This window comes from Falsiruegeria litorea R37, from assembly GCF_900172225.1.
GTDB classification, from domain to species: domain Bacteria; phylum Pseudomonadota; class Alphaproteobacteria; order Rhodobacterales; family Rhodobacteraceae; genus Falsiruegeria; species Falsiruegeria litorea.
In genome coordinates, this window is record NZ_FWFO01000001.1 from 2,257,738 (window position 1) to 2,277,175 (window position 19,438).

Below are 19,438 nucleotides of genomic sequence, written 5' to 3' on the forward strand. Positions count from 1 at the left end.
GTTGACAAACTAGGGTATGGGATGAAAATAGTATTGCAAATGTTTTCATAAAATAACCTGTGAAGAGAGGTTTTATGTCGCGAAAACAAACTACTAAGGTAGATATTGTGGCTGTAGCAATGGCTGCAAAGGTGTCACCATCGACAGTGTCGCGCAGCTTCAACCACCCGGATTTGGTCAACCTCGCGACTCGGAAAAAGATCGATCGCGCTGTGCGCAAACTGGGCTATATCCGCAACCGTGCGGCGCAAGCCATGCACGGTAAAAGATCCGCGACCATCGGTTTGATCGTGCCCACGATCGACCACGCCATCTTTGCCGAAGTGATCCAGGCCTTCTCGAGCGCGGTCGAAGCCGAGGGCTTTACCATTCTGATCGCGTCGCACGGCTACGACCTTGAGGCGGAATATGCCGTGTTGCGAAAATTGCTCGAACATCGCGTCGACGGGGTCGCGCTGATCGGGCTCGACCACAACAGCGAAACGTTTCAACTTCTGGAGCAACAGGGCGTTCCGGCGATTGCGATCTGGAATTATTCCGAGAACGCCCCCATTGCCTGCATTGGGGCAAACAATCTTAAGGCAGGCGCCATGGCTGCCGAGCATCTTTTGGAGCTGGGACACCGTGAAATCGGGGCCATCTTTCCGCCGACCCAAGGGAATGACCGCGCAGGCGACCGGTTAAAGGGTGCCTTGCATGCACTTGATAAGAAAGGCGTTTCCGTTCCGGGCAGGTGGCAGAGCGAAGCCCCGTATAGTTTGCAACAAGCCAAGGCAGCCGCATTCGACATGCTAGAGTGCAGCCCCCGCCCGTCGGCTTTGTTGTGTGGCAACGACGTCATCGCCCAGGGCGCGATCTATGCCGCCTTGAAACTTGGCCTCACGGTTCCGGTCGATTTATCCGTGATCGGTATCGGCGATTTCAAAGGTTCGGAAGAGATGGAACCCGCATTGACCACAATCCGCATTCCTGCACAAAGCATCGGACAGCTTGCAGGCCAAGAGATCACCCGCGCCATTGCTGATCAGATGTCCCCACCGACACGTGTGGAATGCGACGTGAAACTGGTTCACAGGGCAACAACGCGTAAAGTATAGGGGAATTCGCCCGTTGGCTTGTCATCGGGCGAAAACTCGCCGCGCCGCACACGCAAAACTTGCGAAAAATGGCCTAAATGTTGTGGTTGCGTGACAATTTTCCGGATACGCTGGACCCATGGTGCAGAATGAACCATCTGGATAGCATCTGTTTCTTTAGGAGATCATGTGATGTCTCGTATCCTTGTTATTGCTGCTATTGTCATCGTCGGTGGCGGCGCAGCCTACTATTTCATGAACCAACCAGAACCCACCCCAGCCGAGCGGTTGGAAAGTGCGGCCCAAGACGCGGGCAACGCGGTGAGCGACGCCGCAGACGCTGCGCGCGATGCCGCTGAAGAGGCCGTTGCATCGGCGACCGAACAAGCCGCGGATGTCGCACAACAGGCCTCTGATGCGGCCGAAGAAGCTGTTGCGCAAGCCACCGAAGCAGCGACTGAAGCTGCAGAACAAGCGACCACAGCAGCCACCGAAGCGGCCGACCAGGCAACCACCGCGGCGACCGATCTGGCCAATGCAGCCTCGGATCAGGTGGCCAGCTTGACCAGCGATGGTGAAAAGTGGCTCCAAGGTCTGCAGGACACCGGCATCCTGACCAAGGAAGGGTTCAATTATGACGCCCTGGTTCTGGCGGTTGAAGGCAGCTCGCTTTCGCAAGAAACCAAGGACACCGTTCTGAAAATTCTGGGCGACATCAAAGCCTCGCCCGAAACGTTTGATGCCAAGCTGCAAGAGCTCAAAGAACTGTTTGCCAGCTGACTTCCCTCGCGCCCCGACCTGATCCCTGGTCGGGGCGTCCATCAACAAATTGAAAAATCTTTATTTTTATATGAAAGCGGATATTCTGGTCCGGCACCTGCCATTTTTTCGTGCTGAGATTTGAGTTTCAAACTGCTCGTGCAGCTTGCACGAACTGCTGACCGGATGCCGCCATGCTACAGATACTTTATCGCTTTTCCCTTTGGCTTGTGATCGTCAGTGCAATTGTTTTTGCTTTGCTCTGGATGGTTCTCGCATCTTCGCTGTTTTCCGGTTTTCGCAAGGATCTGGTCGGCGATATTTTATCTGAACAGATGGGACAGCCGGTTGTCATAAATGGGGACGTCAGCCTGAACCCCGGACCCGTAAGCGAAATTCTGGTTTCAGGCGTCGAAATCCCCAGCGAAGATATTCCCGAGATCAACCTTGCGGAACTCAGCTTGTTGGAACTGGAGCTGGATCTGCTGCTTTTGGCTCAGGGGGAGTTGGAGTTTGACAATCTGATTGTCGATGGCCTGGGGGTGGACCTTGTGCATCTCGCAGACGGTCGCAAGTCGTGGTCCGAACGCGAAACGGCTGGCATCAACAACCGCGAAGAAACCCCCGAGGAACAAGAACGCGGTGGCATTCTAGAGTTTCTTTCTGACAAAACAGTCGCATTTTCAAACATCAGCCTGACGCGGGAAAACGAAACCACCGGATTCACTTTCGATTTTCAGATCGACGTGCTGTCCCTCACTCAAGAGCAAGACGGAAAGCTCAAGCTTGTGACGGGCAAGGGTGACGTGAACGGCCAGGATTTCCTGATCGACGCCCAATTCCCAAGCGGAGCCGATTTCACCACACGGGCGTCTTTCGGCGATGTGGAACTGACCTTTGATGGCACCCCGATCCCCTTGGACCAAGGCGGGGGATACACTGCGGAACTGACGCTCGACACCGGATCATTTGCCGACTTCCTTCAGGTGCTTCAGCTGGATCCTGTGCTGGACGGCACCGGCACCTTCTCGGCCAAAATGCTCAACCAGGGTGGCAAGTTGCAAATTTTGGATACGCAAACGATCATCGACCTGAGCGAGGGGCAACGCCTTGAAGCAAGTGGATCGATCGCAGATTTCCGCCTCGGAGACGACATCAACATCAAACTGGCGGCCCGTCTCCACCCCGAAGGGGCCCGTCCGCCAACCGCGCGAGAGATTGCCGACCTCAAGCTGACGGCAGCCCGCGTTGAATTGGTCGGGGACCGCGGCGAGCTTGAACTGCGCGAAATGTATTTTGAAACCAATGCATTCGAGCAAGGTTTGGACAGTTTGGGGCCCGTGTCCCTGGGTAATTTCGGACGTACCGAAGATGGAACTCTGGCCATTCGCGACATATCGATCCAAGCCGGCCCATTGGACGCGCCGTATTTGAAATCGCAAGGCCATATCAACAACCTTCTTGAACTCAAGGATCTGGCATTCGCGGGCGATCTCATGGCGCCCGCATCCCTGTTGCTCGGCGAGCTGGGCCCTGAAGTTGCCGATCAATTTGGCCGCATCAGCGCCAATTTCGAGGTCGATGATGAACCCGGCCATCTGCGTCTTGTCGAATTTCAGGCCAGCGCCCAAGACACCGACCTTTGGGCGTTGGACACCTATGCAAAGACCGGAAACGTGCTTGAACTTGGTCAAGCCCAGTTTCATCTCGATCTCGACATCCCCGAAACCCGCACCTTCCTCGAAGCGCTGAACCTGGAGCCCGTGGATGCTGGACCATTGGAGTTGCTGCTGGACATCAAAGGCAAAGACGATGCCCTTAGTATGAATGCGCAAGCCGCCATCGACAGCTCGCGGCTGGAAACGCAGTTGGATGTCCGACCCAACGAAGGCGCGCCCTTTGTACGTGGCGAAATTAGCAGTGAAAAACTGGACCTGAAGGACCTGCAGCAAGGTGTTGCCGCCTTTGTCCAACTGGACAAGCTGATCGAAGACGGCCCTGGACAGGGAGACGTGCAACCCCTGGTCTTGCCTAAGGAACCCGAGGATGACGATGTGCAACCTCTGGTTCTCCCCGAGGGACAGAAGTTTGTGGATATGGAGCGGCGGCTGCGGGAAACCGACTTGGAAATCCTGGTCAACATCGCTCAGATCGTCGGTCAACAAGGCATATCCAAAGTTGAAAGCTCTTTGACACTCAAAGAGGGCAAAGCCGATCTTGGCCCGCTGGAACTGCAGTATGGCGGCGGCTACTTTCGTGCCAGCGCCGGAATGGACCTGCTAGAGGCTCCCGAACGGCTGACTGTATCCGGAGCCACCAGCGGGTGGGATTTCGGCAAGATACTGGACGCGGTTGGCCTGGGCATTCAGGCCCATGGCACGTTGCGCGGTGATTTCAACGTCAGCGGCAATCGGACCTCTCTCAAAACCTTCATCAACACCATGTCAGGACGCGCCACCATTTCCATGCGCGACGGGGACATCGCAACCAGCCTCATTGAACTCGCTGGTTTGGGCATCTTTCCCTGGCTGTTCTCAGGCGAATTGCAGCAGGGCTATACCGACATCGTATGTGCAGTTGCGCCATTGCGCATTGCCCCAGGCAAGATCACGTCAGAGTCTGTCGTGGTCGAAACCAAAAGCGTTCAACTGGTCGCCGCAGGTGGGGTGGATTGGCGAAACGACGCCATCGCACTCAGGGCCGAACCACGCCCGGTTGGCCGTCCCCTCGCCCGCAGCGCCTGGCCTTTTTCGGTGTCGGGAAAGCTGTCCAAGCCCGACTTCAAACTGCACGTGGGTGGGGTGCGCAGCCAAGAGCAAGGCAATCGGCAGGTTCAAACCGAACGCACGCCGTGCAAACCCGACCGGCTGCAATAATTCGACCTTCTACGGCTCTTGTTTGGGCTGTTCGTCCTGGCAGGCCCGTACGGCCGCAACTGCTTTTTGACTGCCCTTCAGGTTCAGCTCAATCGACTGGCCACCTTTGCCCATGACTTTGACAGCGCTGCGTTTGCCGAACTCATCCACAAACGCCGGGTTGTCAAAAAACGCGTAACCGCCCGGAATCCCACCGCGGATAACCCCCAGAGCATCGCCCGCGAACTTGGCATCGCCAAAGTCAAACGTCAGAACGCCTTCTTGCCCTTCGGTGATTTCGGTCCAATTCGAATTCAACGCGGCGAAGAACCCGCCTTGACGATCAGGCACTGCACCGACTTGAACCGTCGTGCCGTCCTGAAACGTCCTTTGCATGAAACACCCATTTCCAACCTCTGGATCGATCAGGATTTCCCAATCCCCCGACGTGTTCCATGACACGACCGAATCCTGAGCAAATGAGGCACCACACATCAACACGCCACAACAGACCGTGGAAAGAAAAACTCGCATGTCCACCTCTAAACAAAATCTTCTCTTTGAATGGATCATGCCACCCTTGCGGCGTACGACCAAGCGCAAAAACCGTGTTCTCGACAAGCGCCCTCGCGTTTGGGTATTGGTCACCTGTCGCCAACATGCCGACCGGTTCATGCTCACACCGCCAGCTTGGACTTGGCGGCACTGATCAGACTTCACCGATCGTTCCGAACCCTTTCACCGATTTCCGTCAATAAAATCTTCGCTGGAATTCGTGCCAGGGTCCTGCCCCTAACATGATCCGAATTCAGCAGGTGAGCGCCGATCGCGGCGTGCGTCGGCGCTCAGTTGTTTAAGCTTGTTTCAATGCCACACCAAAAGGCTTGCGGGTCGGAACCAAGCCCAGGTTAGGCAAGCGCGTCATATCCCAGTTCGGTCAATTGGGCGATAAGCAACCCATCTTCATCCAGAACGGGATTGTTTGCATCTGACAGAAGGTTGTTTGGGCCGAGATCCTCTGCCTGAAGACCGAGCAGCGTGGTGACATTGCCCCCATTGCCCAAAACCTCGATCTCAAGATTTCCATCCGCCTCGCGGATGTCAATCTGCTCTCCCGACAGCGCGTTGAAGTCGAAACTATCAGCGACGGGATCAAAACCCTCAAAGACGGACTTGGCGCCCCAATTCCAGTTGATGTCGATCGTGTCCGCCTCGGCACCCAGAACCACCGCACCACCTGCGCCGGGATCTGCGGGTGTTCCATCAGGGGTCTCATCCGGCGTCGAATCCGGCTTGGTCATGACACCTTCTCGGGTTTGATGGCCATCCGTCGTGGCCCCTTCTGGCGCTTGGGGCGTCAGTAGGATGGTTCGATCAACCAGGGTGACATCGTTCTGATCAAACCCAAACGGCGCCTCAAGGTTGTCCTCCATCACCTGGTCAAAGTGGAACTCGACACGCCCTGGAATCAGATCAGCTTTGGTGACGCCAGTGAAAGTAAAGCTCTGGCCACTGGGTAAGCTGGAGATCACAAGGCCGCCATCCGTATCCTCGACCGAGAGCCTTTCTCGCGTGCCAAAATAGAGAAAGCTGATGTTCATTGTGTCGGGATCAAAGTCACTGATCACTTCGGACCGACCGTATTCATGACTGCGGATATAGACAGTGTCATCCGCGCGCGGGCCAATGCCTTTCTCCCATGACACCACCCCACCCAGATCCTGACGCAGGTGTTCGTTGCCGACCACACCAAAGGTCGCGATGGAAACGTCCTGAAACCCTACACCGCGCAGGATCTGGGCAGCATCGGACCACGGGCTGTCGATCACGATCTCACCCGCGGGCGATTTGGTGACGATCATGCCATGCACCGACGTGCCGCCAAAATCGATCTGATCACGCACAGCATCGAACCCCACGATGTCATCGGCGTTGCTATCAGCGCGGAAAACGCGGCCTCCTTCGTCGGTCGCACCTGACACTTCGGGCGGATTAGACCCATCGGTATCGTAGGTCAGCTCATATCCACCCATTGCCGGGGTCGAAACATCCTGCCCCAGAACGCTGGCGATCTCGTTCAAGACCATCTGATTGTCAGCCGAGAAATTCGCGATCGTCAAATCGTCAAGGCTGACGCCCTTCAAAACGGTCTGAGTTGTGGTGCCGTCACGCGTGATGCTGATCCGGACCGTCGTTCCAAGCGCATCGCCAGACTCCTCGAAGATTTCAAAGTCGCTTGCTGAAACATCCTGGGTGATTTCGATCACATCCCCCATGCCGGGTTGAAAACCTTCGATGACCCGAGCGGGGCTATCATACCCGATTGTGACATGCATATGCGTGTGACCGCCATGATCCACGTGGATCACCCCGGCAAGCTCTGCGCGCGCTGTCGCATCCTGGGCATGGATGTTTTCCGCCTTGAGCATGGCAAGCGTCACCCCCTGAAGCGTAACGCTCTGATTGTTTGATGGAACCGAGATGACGACCGCCCCATCAACTTCGGAAAGCTCAAGCGCATCGGCACCGATCCAATCGATGAAAATCGTGTCATTGCCGGGATCAAAGTCAGAAAGCACGGTTCTTGCCCCAAAGGACCAGGTCACGACCACATCCGCGTTTTCCCTGGTAATTTCGGGATTGTCGAAAGCAGCTCCATTGCCATCTGGAACAGGGTCTGGATCAGGCACCGGATCGGGGTCTGGGGTCGGATCAGGATCGGGGGTTGGATCAGGATCGGGGACTGGGTCAGGATCGAGGCCGGTGGGCGCCCCCTCGCCGATCAATCCCAAAATCTCTTGCGCCGCAGTTGCATCCAATATCGTGAAATTCTTCGGGGCAAGTTCGGCCAGCGTCACACCGACCAGTGTCACGGTTTGGTTGTTCGAAGGGACAGAGAACACGACCGAACCGTCGATTTCACTCACGACAAGCTCGGCCGCCGAAATCCAGTCGACAAAAACCGTATCCGCGGCAGGATCGAAATCGGTGACCTTGGTATCTGCGCCATAGGACCAGGACACCACCACATCGGCGCTGTCCTTATCGACATTCGCAGTTCCCCCCGGCCCGTTTCCGGCATCAGGTCCACCATCCACCGGGGGCTCACCGGGTTTGCCCAATCCCTCGTCACCGGTTTTGCGATCTTCGAAGAACGCGATCATGTCGGCAATCGAAGGGCTGTCAAAGCCGCCGAACTGATCAATGTAACGCAAGATCGATGTGCCGTATTCATCCGTTGACACCGCTCCGTTCAGCAAGAGGTTCAGTGTCCCAAAAGCTCCCCGCAAATGCGCCGCCGCCAAGATACCGGTGAGTGTGAGCTCTACTGTGACCGAGGCCCCGTTGGCATCGGTATACGTGGTTGTGGTGCCCAGGAAATCACCCAGGCTCTTGCCCGCATTCTTCAGCCCATTCTCGATGATCTGCAAATTCAGACCGAACGCCTCCTGTATCGCGACGGTCTGCGCCTCTTTGGTCATGAAGTCTTCCAAAGAGTTGACGCCGTTCTTGCCCGTCCAGGTCCCGTCCCACGTATTCGTGGCCGCGCCGTTGCCATAGAAAACATCGTCGTCATAATAGCCAAGATCGATCAGCAGAGCCTCGCCGAACTGGAACCCGACAAACCCCAGTGAATTCATCGAGCGATAGGCCATTCCTTCCCATTCGCTGTCGGTCAGATCGCCCCAGCTTTCGTACTCGGGAAAGAAATCCGTGACCTTGCCGCGCGCCCATTGATCAAGTTGAGCGTCGGTGATGATGCCCTTTTCATACCTATCCCTGTCCCATCCAGATTCGAACGCCAGCAACGCCGACAGAAAATCGGTGAAGTTTCCCTTTGACATAATGAGTGAACTTTCATCTTTGAGTTGATCGTTTCGTCAATATAGACGCAAGCTTTCAACCCACTGCCGCGAAAGATTGTTGTAAAGCGGTCAAAGTGTGTCGACTTTTCGCCAACTTCAACACATCTAAATTTGTTTATTTATTTCAAGGATGAACGGGCAACGCTTGGTGTTTGACCTGTCCACTTTCGATAGGCTTGTGTAAAACTGCTTTGGTCCGCAAACCCGCACAGATGCGCAACTTCAGCCAAGGAAAGATGCGGATCACCCATGAAAGCCTTTGCAAGCTTAAGCTGTACAATCTGCGCAAGTGACCGAAAACTCGTTCCCTCGTCTTTCAGGCGGCGGGACAAGGTGCGTTCGGACATGCCCAAACCCTTTGCCGTGGCGGAAAGGTTTGGACGGCCGATGGCCATTCCATGCAGCAGGTGGCGTTCGACCTGTTCCGACAAGCTGATCGGGACCGGGCCGGACCGTTTCAACAGGACCTCGCCATAGCTTGTCAAATGCCCCAACAGACCGGGATCAGCGTGACGGACGGGTAGGTTCAGGACACTCTTGGGGAACCGCAGAAAATTCTCTGACGCGTTCAGCACAACCGAACACCCATAGATCCCAGACAGAGTTTCGCGCCCAGATCGACGTGAATTCGCCAAGCCGACTTGAGAGGCGATGCTGGTGCTGTTTATCGCCGTCTGAAATGCGCCAAGCATCGCAGCCAACGAAAACTCGACCCAATGGATGCCCACCCGCAAATCCAAGCCGGTGGCATCTACGATCAGATCGATGTGATCGGCGCTCTCCTTAAGCTTAATACGGGATTGGGGTCGCGCGACAGGTGCAAAGTGACAAACGTGATGCAGCGCCTCCTGCAAGTGGTTCGAATTGAACAGGATATAGGTCAACAATGCGCTATTGCGCGGATCAATTGCCAAACCTGTTTCAGCCCCCAAATAGGGAGAGCCAAGATCCTCTGCCAGGCGTGTCAACAGCGCGGCTTCTGTCCCCCTGGGCACAGGTCCCCCAATTTCGTCCAACGCGCTGCGCGAGAGCTTGATCGCAGCAAACGCGGAGTCCATGTGATCGGCCAAATGTGGCAACGCCGCCATCGAGCGGACCCAATGATTGGGAACATGGTCTGCAAGCAAACTAGAAGTGGTCATGTAAGTGCTTTCACTCGGGTTGGATCGAGCAAATTGATTTCGGAATGCGGAACGTTCCACAGGGGATTGAGGATGAGATAGCACCGCGACAATCGGGACACGAGCCCTGTCATCCGAATCCATGTTTTTTGCGCGGGAATCAAAGTGGTGCCCAAGGAGAGACTTGAAGCCACACGCCCGTGAAAGCAGGGGATTTTGAATGCCTTCAATGAAACGGCTCCAACAGAGAAAATCGCTGGTTGCGATGTGGTTTGTGCACCCTATTTAGTCGCCAGCCTGCACAAACATCGAAGGTCTACCAGCCTAGGAGACCAGGCGATCGGCAGGCCTGCAGTGATGTTTGATAACCAAGCTGCTCACAAATCGACCTGCCCTGATCGAGCTTTTTCCGGCATGATCTGGTCCCGCCGCCCTCATACACCAAAGGCTGTTGGTGAATGGTGGGTCTGCAGGCCGCGAGCTAAACTGAAAAAACGTCTTTCCAAACGCCTAATCTACTTCCTAATCTGACCCAAACCAAAGGATGGACAGACTTTTTCGTGCCACGAGCAATTTTCCCCTCCATTGCTGCACTCTTTGTGACGCTTCCCCTGCCGAAATCTGCAGGGGCGCAAGAGGCCGCCCCACCCCCATTTCTTGTCGAAGTCGATTTTGAAGGCGCTGCGCAAATACTCTGGACTGCTGGGGTAAGGCTGCAGGACGTGGTTGTTGCCATGCGCCAAAGCCCTGCAGCGGTTACCGATCTGATACGCGACCTGGGGCAGTTTGGGTTTGAGCCCGTCAAGGCTCTTTGGCTGTGTGTTTTGTTCACCGCCATAGCCATACTTGCCGAGTTGGGAATTCGGCGCATGCTTCGCCCGTTTCTGTCGACGGCCGCGCAAACCACGCCTCAAAGTCATACACAAAGGGGGCTAACACGCTTGCTGGCCGAGGCTGGAGCAATCGGCTGTTTTGCGCTCGTTGCAACAGTGCCATTGATGATGGCTCTGGGCCGCGATCCGGTGGCTCTGGCGCTCTTGCTCACTCTCGGCCCCGCTGTACTGGCCGTGCGGGTGGTCGAAGCCGTATTTCGACGATTGGCCGAACCATTCACCACGGACGCAGATTCGCGTTGGCTGGATATGAATGATCATGATGCAGCTCGGTTTTACTTCTCATTTGTTGGCCTGACCGCACTCTCGGCCTTTTTCTATTTCTCCGTCCGCCTGCTGCAACAGGGTGGATTGGTCGCTGATGTTGTCGTCGGCTTCACGCTTTTGACGCGCACTTTTCTCGCAGCCACGCTGATTGCTGCGTTCTTTGCCAACCAAGGCGGCGTCAGCGCCCTGATCCGCAAACGCCGTAGCGGTCTCGACCGCGGACCGCGCTGGCAAGCGCTGGCAGGTGTATGGCACAAGCTGGCGAGCGCTTATGTGGTTCTCTCCTGGCTCTGGACCTCGGTTCTGGTTTTGGTGGAGTCGCCGGACGCCGACCGGGCCTCAATTCTGAGTTTCTTGGTCCTTATGGGAAGCTTGATCGCTGCGCTCAGTCTCGACGGCTGGATCTATCGCGACGAAAAGCAAGAAGACTTCGAGCTATCAGTTTTCAAAGAGGTCAGCCTCCGGGTCGGCGGGCAAGCCGTGGTTGGCGCCTCTTTGGTGTTGCTGATCTACATTTGGTTGCCAACCTGGGACGACCTGCCCTTGTTGGCAACGGGTAGTGCACCACGCGAAGTGTTTGTCCAGATCTTGGTGACCCTGTTCTTGGCACACTTTGTCTGGATGCTTTTTGTTGTCTCCACCCGTCGGCTTGCGGGCACGACAGTAGACGACCCGCATCAGCCGCAGACCCGTGTCGAAACGCTTCTACCGCTGGTGCGCACTGTGATTTTCTTTGGCCTGATCAGTGTTACCACCGTTATCATCATGTCGGCCCTTGGAGTCGATCTTCTGCCACTCTTTGCCGGCGCAAGCATCTTCGGCCTTGCCATTGGTCTAGGAAGCCAAACGCTCGTACGGGACGTGATCTCTGGGCTGTTCTTCCTGTTTGATGACGCCTTCCGCGTAGGTGAATATGTCGATTTGGGACTGGCCATGGGCACGGTTGAAAAGGTTTCGACCCGCTCTATGCGCCTGCGACATCACCTTGGGACCGTACACACAATTCCCTACGGCGAAATCAAAACCGTGGCCAACCTTTCGCGCGACTGGGTGATCTACCCAGTTGAGTTCCGCGTGCCATTCGATGTCGATCCCAACGACCTGCGCAAGAAGATCAAGGCGCTCGGTAAGAAACTCGCGCAGAACCCGGACTATGGTCACAAGTTCACTGCACCTCTGAAATGTCAGGGCATCGTAGGGATGGAAGACGCCACCATGATGGTGCGGTGCAAGTTCATGACCAATCCCGGAGATCAGTTCGAGCTGCGCCGTATAGTTTACGACGAGCTAAGGGAACTCATGCGAAACGAAGGGATCTCGCTGGCGGCTCGCGAAGTGCGCGTAAGCTCGGGCGGCAAAGACCCAAAACAGGCCGCCGCCTCGACGGCCGTGGATTTTGGCGGCTCGGACCCCCTATGATGCTGAGGTGAATTGGCCGCGCTTGCCGCGACCGCATAAGAGAAAACCATGTGGACTTTTATCAAAACCGCCAGCCTGGCCTTCCCGATTTACGCAGCTCTGAACACTGTGCCAGCCATGGCACAAACCGACAATACCAGCGATCTGGCGGATCGCTGGCGCAATGCCGTCAACCAAATCTATTGCCCAAGCCAGCTGTCTTACGAGCGTGATCCAAAGACAAACACGCATTTCGACCACAACGACATTCTGGCGCTGACTTCGGCCTTTTCGGGCAACAGCATCGAGCAGCTTTTCTTGAACGCAGGTTACAGCCCCGAAGAAGCACAGATCGGCCTCAACCGGGGCTTGTTGGAATTTGACAATCGTGAAGTCATTTTACACCGCGTCCTGCAGGAGAATGACGATGCCACCCGCCGCGCCGAGACTGAAATTGCCCAGCACGAAGGCAACATTTGTCCGGTCATCACCAAAGTGCTGGATACCGGTTACTTTGAAATCGTCCGAAAGCAGAGCACGCTGCGCCCCTATTGGCAGCCGCATTCGGAATACGCGCAGATGACGCTTGAACTCAAAGGCTGTGGTCCGGTCTTTGTAGACGGGCTGTTCGGCCCTGCCACCCTTGCACGTTGGAAAGAGGTCGGGTTCCCCGTCTCTGTGGGAACTCTTCCAAGTCCGGGTGATGTGATCTCTGCCAGCCGCAGCCTGACGACCTGTGACACGCCATACGAGGTCCGTGCCGGCGCGGTTCTGCAAGCCTGCGGTGAAGTCGGCTATGACATGATGCCTGACACCGGTCTTTCCGATGTGGCGCAGCGCCACCAGACCTTGATGGGCGCGATTTCCTATGCGGCCTCCCGTTCAGAGTTTTCCTACTACACGAAGGCCGCGCCCTATCTTGCCTGCCTCATTCAGGGCACCAGCCACAGCTATGACGACGACAACAGCTTGCTGACACCTGTGGCAGAGGCGCTCGCAACCGTTGCACTACCAGACGAGGCCGATTGGGCCACATACCAATCAATCGCCACTGACGTTTTGTCCCCTCTTTTGGGGGTACGAACAAAGGACACCCTTGCCCGCGCGCTCTTGCAGACCGTGGGACCAAACCATTCGACGCAACGCAATCTGCTGGGCATAGCTATGCTGGAGCGAGCAGGTACAGGTCTCCCCCTGGAGAATGTTGCCATGCTGGCAGACCAGCCCCTACCGCTGCCACAGGCCATTTCGGCATTGGGCAATGTGATGCGCGTATCACTGAAGCGATGGAACACGGCACTCAGCCAACCGCAATGGGGGCAAAGCGACCCCAACTATTCCTCTCGCGGCGGTTTGCGCCTGGACACCAATCTGATGATGGACGGTGGTCCAGAGTTTTATGACGCGATTGCGCAGATTGACCAATCCCAATCCCTGCGACACACCTTGCTGTCCTCGGATCTGGATCAGCTCAACTACGCCTATGGCGCCATGATCATGGAGGGACTCACCCCAAGCGGCCGCGACGAGGCCCGAGCTCTTGGTCATTTCTCTGCTGCCGCGGACAACGCCCATGCTCCCTCCTTGTTTCGGCTTGCCTTGATGCACGAATACGGCCTTGGTATCGAGGCCAGCACCCATGAGGCCAACCTCCTCTATATGCGCGCCGCTGCTGGGGGCGATCCTTCAGCCTATCTGGCTTTGGCGCAAAAAAGCGAAACCGGGAAAGGGCTCGAGAGGAACTGGAACGATGCTGCGAAATACTACCGGCATGCTCTCGAGAAAATGGATCCCACCGCGGCCGCTGGTGCCATCTATAGTCGCTGGTTTGACAACACTGGCTTCTGGAGCCCCGGCGAGCCTGGCGATGACTTGCTGCAGTTTGTGATTTCCGAGGCTTTCAGAAAACTACCGCCCGAAGCCGAAGAAGACTACACCGCCATTCAAACCCGCCAACATTATCGCGACATCGCAACGGCCATAGGCACCTTGTTTGCAGATGCCGACAGCGGCCAACACCTTGACCTTGCCAAGGCAGCTCAGTGGCTCCGTGTTGGGCAAAACAGCGGCACCTCATGGGAAGTCGCGGAAACCGATCAAGATGCTTACCGCCCTCCAAATCCTGGTGGCAAACAGCTTTTGGATGTGCTGCGTATCGCTCCCCACCTCGCTGCCCACCCTATGGAAGCAACCCTGCTTGCACAGCAAGCGGACACCACTTGGACGAACCCAGATGATCCAGCAGAAGCAGCACGCCAAATGCGCGCCGACTGCCCACTGGAGAACCGCGAAGCCCACAGCGATTGTGCCAATCAGCTGCGACAGGCAGCTCTGGGATTTTACGACGCCAGTCTCATTGCCCCGGCCTTTGACCACCTCACCGCCATTTCCAACCTCGAAATAGCCGAGATCGAACGCTTTGGTCGTCTCCAACCCAATGAGGAAAACCGCACCAACGGGCAAGGGGCCAGCTACAACCGAACACCCGATTACACCTTTGCATTGGTGGACGTGCTGGCATTCTTTGGCGACTACGCCCAGGCCGAGCGTCTCGCGCAGCTTGCCCGAGGCGCCACCATCAGCGCCAGCGTCGCCCCCCTGCGCCGACAGGTGGCCCGCGCCGTGGAAACTGGTGAAGACGTCAAAGGGCTTGGCACTTTGCTTACCACTGCCACGCAATTGGGCAACTCGGCCGCTCGAGATCTTCTTGCGGTGCTCAACGGCCGGCTTGATCAGGCGCCAATGCAACTCGATCTAAGCTCTGCACGCGACCGTTTTGACGGTCTTGCACATTTGACCAATTCGCTGGCCATGGCCACCAGCGCCCGGCGGCTGGCGATGCTTGAATCGGCTGCGGGCAATACAGACAGAGCTGCGGAATTAGAGCTTGTTGCCCTTGCGGCGGACTTGGAACGGCACGGTGCGGCGCGCGGTACGAATGGCCCCATCGGCACGGCACTGGCAGATGTTTGCAGTCTGTCAAAGACGTCCGAACGGCTGTTTGCTTATGGCGCGCCGGAAATGGCGCTTGTGATTGCAAAGCAGGCTGTCAATCGCCTGCAGCGCACCCGTGCCGACCTTTCCGCCCTACCCGAGCGAGTGCAACTGTGCTTCCGTTCTCAGGTCGAAGACCACTACCGGTGGCTGGCCGAACTGTTGATTTCGCAAAACCGGCCGCAGGAAGCTTCTCGTGTCCTGGAAATGCTGAAAGACTTTGAGAACTTTGAATTTGCCAGCCGTTCGGCCGGGCTGCAGGGTGACGCCTATGACACTTTGCCCTTTTCCAGCGCCGAATTGGCATTGCAAAACGCCATGCAAGCCGTACGACTGCCGGACCGTTACACAACAACCCGCCTGATCGAACTGGACAATCTCTCGGACTTGCGAGCACTGACATCGCAAGAGCTGCAGGAACAGTCAGATCTCCGCCAGGCGCGGGCCGTGAATGTTGACAGCGCAAACCGCGCTCGTCTGGATCTGAAAACAATGGCACTGAACGTGCGTGATCAAGGCGAAGCCCCCGATTTCACCCAAGACAAACTGATTGCACGTTACCTGCGGTCGCGAGGCACAGAGAACGCCGCAATATTGCAATATGTAGTGCTCCAAGACCGGTTTGGTCTTGTTCTGTCCACCCGTTCTGGTCAGACCACATGGACGTGGAACCAGATCGGAAACAGCGCGTTTTCCGAAAATGAACTGAACGCGATGGTGAAGAATTTTCGCGATGACGTCTACTACACCAACCGCGATCCCCGTCCGCTCGGAAAAAAGCTCTATGATCTTTTGTTGCCGCCGGACGTACAAGCTGAGCTCTCCAGCCAAGGCATCGATACTCTGGTGCTGTCTCTCGACCGGCAGCTGCGTTACCTACCGATGGCCGCGCTGCACGATGGCAAGACCTGGCTGTCCCAATCTTACGTGCTCTCGCACGTCTCGGTCGGAACAGCTTCTGACGGGGCGGTCCCGCAAAGCGACTTGATCGCCGGATTTGGCGCGACTCAGGCGTTGAACGGCTTGCCAGCGCTGCCCGCCGTGCGAACCGAGGTCAACGCGGTAGTTCAGGAGAATGCCTCTGATGCAGGTTTCCTTGCTGGCTCTGCGCTCTTTGATCAGGACTTCAACCGCGAGACATTGGTGACAGCCCTCGAATTCGGCGGCACCAGCTCGGCTTCTGGAGTTTTGCACCTGGCCTCACATTTCAAAATTGGCCGAACAGAGGCCGAAAGCGCTCTCTTGCTGGGTGACGGCGATTTCTTGTCCGTTCGCGAATTGCGCGAGGGAATCGGGCACGGGGCCAACCTGACCCGCGTTGGCCTTTTGACCCTCTCGGCCTGTGAAACCGGCTTTGGCACGACCGGAGCAGATGGCCGCGAGTTGGAAAGCGTTGCCGCCATTGCCCAGCACCGCGGGGCGAAGTCCGTCATGGCATCACTTTTGCCAGTTCCGGATGGCGCCACCGCCGCTTTGATGGTGGAGTTCTATCGACATTACGCCGATGGCATCCCCCCTGCCCGTGCCATACAGGCCGCCCAGGTCGCAGTGATGTCAGGAGCCGTTGACGCCACCTCGCTGGCCGATCGTGGAACTTTTGACATCAGCGAAATTGACGACAGCCAGCCAGAGGTCGAAGCGCAATTGGAAGGTTGGCAACATCCCCGCTTCTGGGCCTCGTTTATTCTTCTGGAGGGAAGCCTTTGAAACACCTTGCTCCCGCCGCGACACTTCTTGTCCTATTGTCGCAACCGGCGGCTGCACAAATTGCAGAATGTTATGCTCTGCCGAAGCCGACAGAAGGTGTGGCCGAGATGGTCATGACCGAGACCGGAAACCTTATCTACACCCGCAGCAACCTGCCGCATATCCTCTATTTTTCGTCCTGCGGCATCGCCGAAAATGACACGCTCAATTGCAGTCTCGATTGTGACGGTGGCAATATGAGCGTGACACACAGTCCCTCAGAACTTCTGATCAACGCGTCTATTCGCATTGAACAGATGCAAATTGACAGTGTGCTGTATGCCCCAGCAAATGAAGCCGACGGAACTCAGCTCAATGGCAGTTTCACCCTCACCCCCATGCCGCTGGCAACCTGCCGAGAGATTGAGAATCGCACGCCCCCGATCGAGCTTGCCGCGGGGGACGTGAATGTTCTGGTGGAAGGGGTGGAAAAGAACCTGATTTCTGGGGGCTATCTTTTGGGAGCCCCTGATTACATATTTGATGGCCGTACCCGTGACGCACTGATCGCCTATCAACAAGACGCCGGTCTTGCCCCAACCGGCACGGCCGGGCCCAACGTCCGGCGCCAACTGGCTACTGACAGCCTGCTGGCTTTTGGCGGCTGCTAATCAGTCACCCCCGGCAAGCCGGATCAGGCTGGCTGTCAAAAGTTCGGCCTCTTCTTGGTCCGAGACATGTTCGGCAACCACCTGGCGGATGGTGTCGTTGCTAACAGGTCCAAGGTTCCACAGATGGGCGATCAGCCTAACCATCTTTCCGTCCTGGCAGATTCCTTTCTGGTACTGCCAAACCTCGCGCACCGCGCCATCCGGTACGGCCTCTTGCAATCCACAGCGCCGCTCGGGCGCGGGGTTGGCCCATATCAGCGAGACAATATCGGCCAGAGCCGAACTGTCATTGGCAAAATAGGTATGCGCCAGCATGTCCTCACCCAAAGTGGTCATATCCACTGTGTCAAACCGTTGATCTGACAGAATGCTGTCGCCCGCCTGCCCGGCGCGCGGAGCATTTCCGTGCAGTTTGCGAGATGCAGTCAGCGCCCAGTCTTCTTCCGAAGTATAAAGGGTCATCCGCTCTCCCATCGGCTTGATGGTCTTCAACATCTCGCGAAACAGATCAGCATCCACATCTGGCGCCGCAAAAAACAGCTGACCAAAAGGTGGCACATCAAGCTCCGCCGCATTGTTCTTCATCGCCAATAACTCAAGCGCATCGGTCAGGGCGCGGTTGCCCATGGAATGTGCCACAATGTGGATCGTCTCCGCGCCGCTTCGTTCTTTCAGTTCTTCCAGAAACACTGCCAGCCGCCGTCCGCTCAACCGCACAACCGCCGTATCCGCCACATAGCGGAAGGTCTTGCCTGCCGACGGCCAGCTGTAAAGCACCGGAACGCCGCTGTAATTCATGTCATACGCCAGTTGCGCAGCCCGCCGCGCTGCCGCATCAAATCGTGTATTGAACCCATGCACAAAGACAAATGCCTCTTTGCGCGCACTGTCCTCTACTCGCGCCTGCATCCGGCTGAAATACACGTCGTTCTCAAGCGGATCCACCTTGCGTACCATGACATGTTTGGCCGGATTGGCCCCAAATTCCAGCCGCCAGATCGAGGGGCGCTCGATGGCGCCTGGCACATGCTCACTTGGGATCGACACGGTCACGATTCCGTATTCCAGATCGCTTCGTCCATAACCATAAAACTCATTGGGATCGCTGTCGCCGCTTCGCGCCCGATCTGTTGCGTAGAACACTTCGACCTCAGAGAAACCAGTCTCCCCCGCTGCCCGAACACCTGCTGCCTTCGGGTCCATCATCGCTTGGCGCTGTGCATAAAACCCCTCTGCCCCGGCTGAATCGCCCCTCTGGGTCGCCAGCCGCTCAAGCTGGGCGTAAACTTCGGCCACCACGTCGCCGGACTGCCCGGCATCCAGCCGCAGCTTCACCTCGGCCTCATAGCTCTCAATGGCCTTGCGAGTGTTTCCGGCCGCCTCGTACAGCTCTGCCGCCTGTCGATAGAGGGTCACCGGATCGCGCCCTACAATATCCCGATTGTCCCTCGCAAATTTCGCCATTCCTTCCGCCAGCGAGGCTGCATCCTGAACCCGATCAGCTTGCGTCAACAATTCCAACCGCCGCGCATTCAGATCGAAGTAAAGCCGCAGGTCCGGGGTCGCTTCTTGCTCTACGGCCACGATCGCTCGCTCCACCAGCGCAAGCTCAACCTCTGGTGTCTCTGCCTGCCCCAATGCAATCTCGAAGCCTACCGGATCAAAACGTTCCACCTCTTGGGCGGCTGCATCAATCGCCAGCCCACCCAAAAAACAACCGCCAATCAAAAGTGTGAAAAGATTCTGTCTGAAGTAGCGCATATCAATCCCGGCTTAGCCAAAAGTCAGTCGCCCGAGCGTAGTGGCTGCGAATAATACTTGTCACCCCCATTTATTAGCCTTCAAACTGCCC

At 56.7% G+C, this 19,438-nt stretch carries 10 protein-coding genes; 6 read left to right on the forward strand and 4 right to left on the reverse strand.

Annotated features, from left to right (window positions below):
• The first annotated feature begins 74 nt into the window (after window positions 1-74).
• From TRL7639_RS11020 to TRL7639_RS11030, 3 genes are all read left to right on the forward strand, one after another.
• Window positions 75-1,097: a LacI family DNA-binding transcriptional regulator gene (locus TRL7639_RS11020; RefSeq protein ID WP_085795716.1), complete on the forward strand. Its 1,023-nt coding sequence runs from the start codon at window positions 75-77 to the stop codon at window positions 1,095-1,097.
• A gap of 171 nt (window positions 1,098-1,268) precedes the next feature.
• On the forward strand, window positions 1,269-1,856 hold the full coding sequence (locus TRL7639_RS11025) for a hypothetical protein (protein WP_085795717.1): 588 nt from the start codon (window positions 1,269-1,271) through the stop codon (window positions 1,854-1,856).
• Window positions 1,857-2,029: 173 nt separating this feature from the next.
• Complete coding sequence (locus TRL7639_RS11030; protein ID WP_085795718.1) at window positions 2,030-4,711, forward strand: AsmA family protein; 2,682 nt, start codon at window positions 2,030-2,032, stop codon at window positions 4,709-4,711.
• Between the two features lie 9 nt (window positions 4,712-4,720).
• Here TRL7639_RS11030 and TRL7639_RS11035 read toward each other — a convergent pair whose 3' ends face one another.
• The 3 genes from TRL7639_RS11035 to TRL7639_RS11045 all read right to left on the reverse strand — a co-directional run bounded on the left by TRL7639_RS11035 (window position 4,721) and on the right by TRL7639_RS11045 (window position 9,698).
• The gene (locus TRL7639_RS11035) at window positions 4,721-5,152 is read right to left on the reverse strand and encodes a hypothetical protein (RefSeq protein ID WP_133057643.1); all 432 of its coding nucleotides are present in this window, start codon (window positions 5,150-5,152) and stop codon (window positions 4,721-4,723) included.
• 446 nt (window positions 5,153-5,598) lie between these two features.
• Window positions 5,599-8,535, reverse strand: coding sequence for a porin family protein (locus tag TRL7639_RS23220; RefSeq protein ID WP_085795720.1), 2,937 nt, complete (start codon window positions 8,533-8,535; stop codon window positions 5,599-5,601).
• A gap of 140 nt (window positions 8,536-8,675) precedes the next feature.
• A complete protein-coding gene (locus TRL7639_RS11045) occupies window positions 8,676-9,698 on the reverse strand; it encodes an AraC family transcriptional regulator (protein WP_165759796.1) in 1,023 nt (340 codons plus the stop codon).
• 539 nt (window positions 9,699-10,237) lie between these two features.
• Between TRL7639_RS11045 and TRL7639_RS11050 the strand changes: the two genes are divergently transcribed.
• The 3 genes from TRL7639_RS11050 to TRL7639_RS11060 all read left to right on the forward strand — a co-directional run bounded on the left by TRL7639_RS11050 (window position 10,238) and on the right by TRL7639_RS11060 (window position 17,586).
• Window positions 10,238-12,256, forward strand: coding sequence for a mechanosensitive ion channel family protein (locus TRL7639_RS11050; RefSeq protein WP_133057644.1), 2,019 nt, complete (start codon window positions 10,238-10,240; stop codon window positions 12,254-12,256).
• Between the two features lie 48 nt (window positions 12,257-12,304).
• Complete coding sequence (locus tag TRL7639_RS11055) at window positions 12,305-16,936, forward strand: CHAT domain-containing protein (RefSeq protein ID WP_085795723.1); 4,632 nt, start codon at window positions 12,305-12,307, stop codon at window positions 16,934-16,936.
• A 113-nt stretch (window positions 16,937-17,049) separates the two neighbouring features.
• Window positions 17,050-17,586 carry a peptidoglycan-binding domain-containing protein gene (locus tag TRL7639_RS11060; protein ID WP_165759797.1) on the forward strand — a complete coding sequence of 179 codons (537 nt, stop codon included), beginning with the start codon at window positions 17,050-17,052 and terminating at the stop codon, window positions 17,584-17,586.
• Here the strand turns inward: TRL7639_RS11060 and TRL7639_RS11065 are convergent, their stop codons facing one another.
• Window positions 17,587-19,347, reverse strand: a complete 1,761-nt coding sequence (locus TRL7639_RS11065) for an alpha/beta hydrolase (protein WP_085795725.1) — start codon at window positions 19,345-19,347, stop codon at window positions 17,587-17,589. It lies immediately after the preceding gene.
• Window positions 19,348-19,438 lie beyond the last annotated feature (91 nt).

Excerpts from the sequence above, each read along its gene's own strand:
- TRL7639_RS11020 (WP_085795716.1), top strand. The coding sequence starts at position 75 with ATGTCGCGAAAACAAACTACTAAGGTAGATATTGTGGCTGTAGCAATG.
- TRL7639_RS11025 (WP_085795717.1), top strand. The coding sequence starts at position 1,269 with ATGTCTCGTATCCTTGTTATTGCTGCTATTGTCATCGTCGGTGGCGGC.
- TRL7639_RS11030 (WP_085795718.1), top strand. The coding sequence starts at position 2,030 with ATGCTACAGATACTTTATCGCTTTTCCCTTTGGCTTGTGATCGTCAGT.
- TRL7639_RS23220 (WP_085795720.1), bottom strand. The coding sequence starts at position 8,535 with ATGTCAAAGGGAAACTTCACCGATTTTCTGTCGGCGTTGCTGGCGTTC.
- TRL7639_RS11045 (WP_165759796.1), bottom strand. The coding sequence starts at position 9,698 with ATGACCACTTCTAGTTTGCTTGCAGACCATGTTCCCAATCATTGGGTC.
- TRL7639_RS11055 (WP_085795723.1), top strand. The coding sequence starts at position 12,305 with ATGTGGACTTTTATCAAAACCGCCAGCCTGGCCTTCCCGATTTACGCA.
- TRL7639_RS11060 (WP_165759797.1), top strand. The coding sequence starts at position 17,050 with ATGACCGAGACCGGAAACCTTATCTACACCCGCAGCAACCTGCCGCAT.
- TRL7639_RS11065 (WP_085795725.1), bottom strand. The coding sequence starts at position 19,347 with ATGCGCTACTTCAGACAGAATCTTTTCACACTTTTGATTGGCGGTTGT.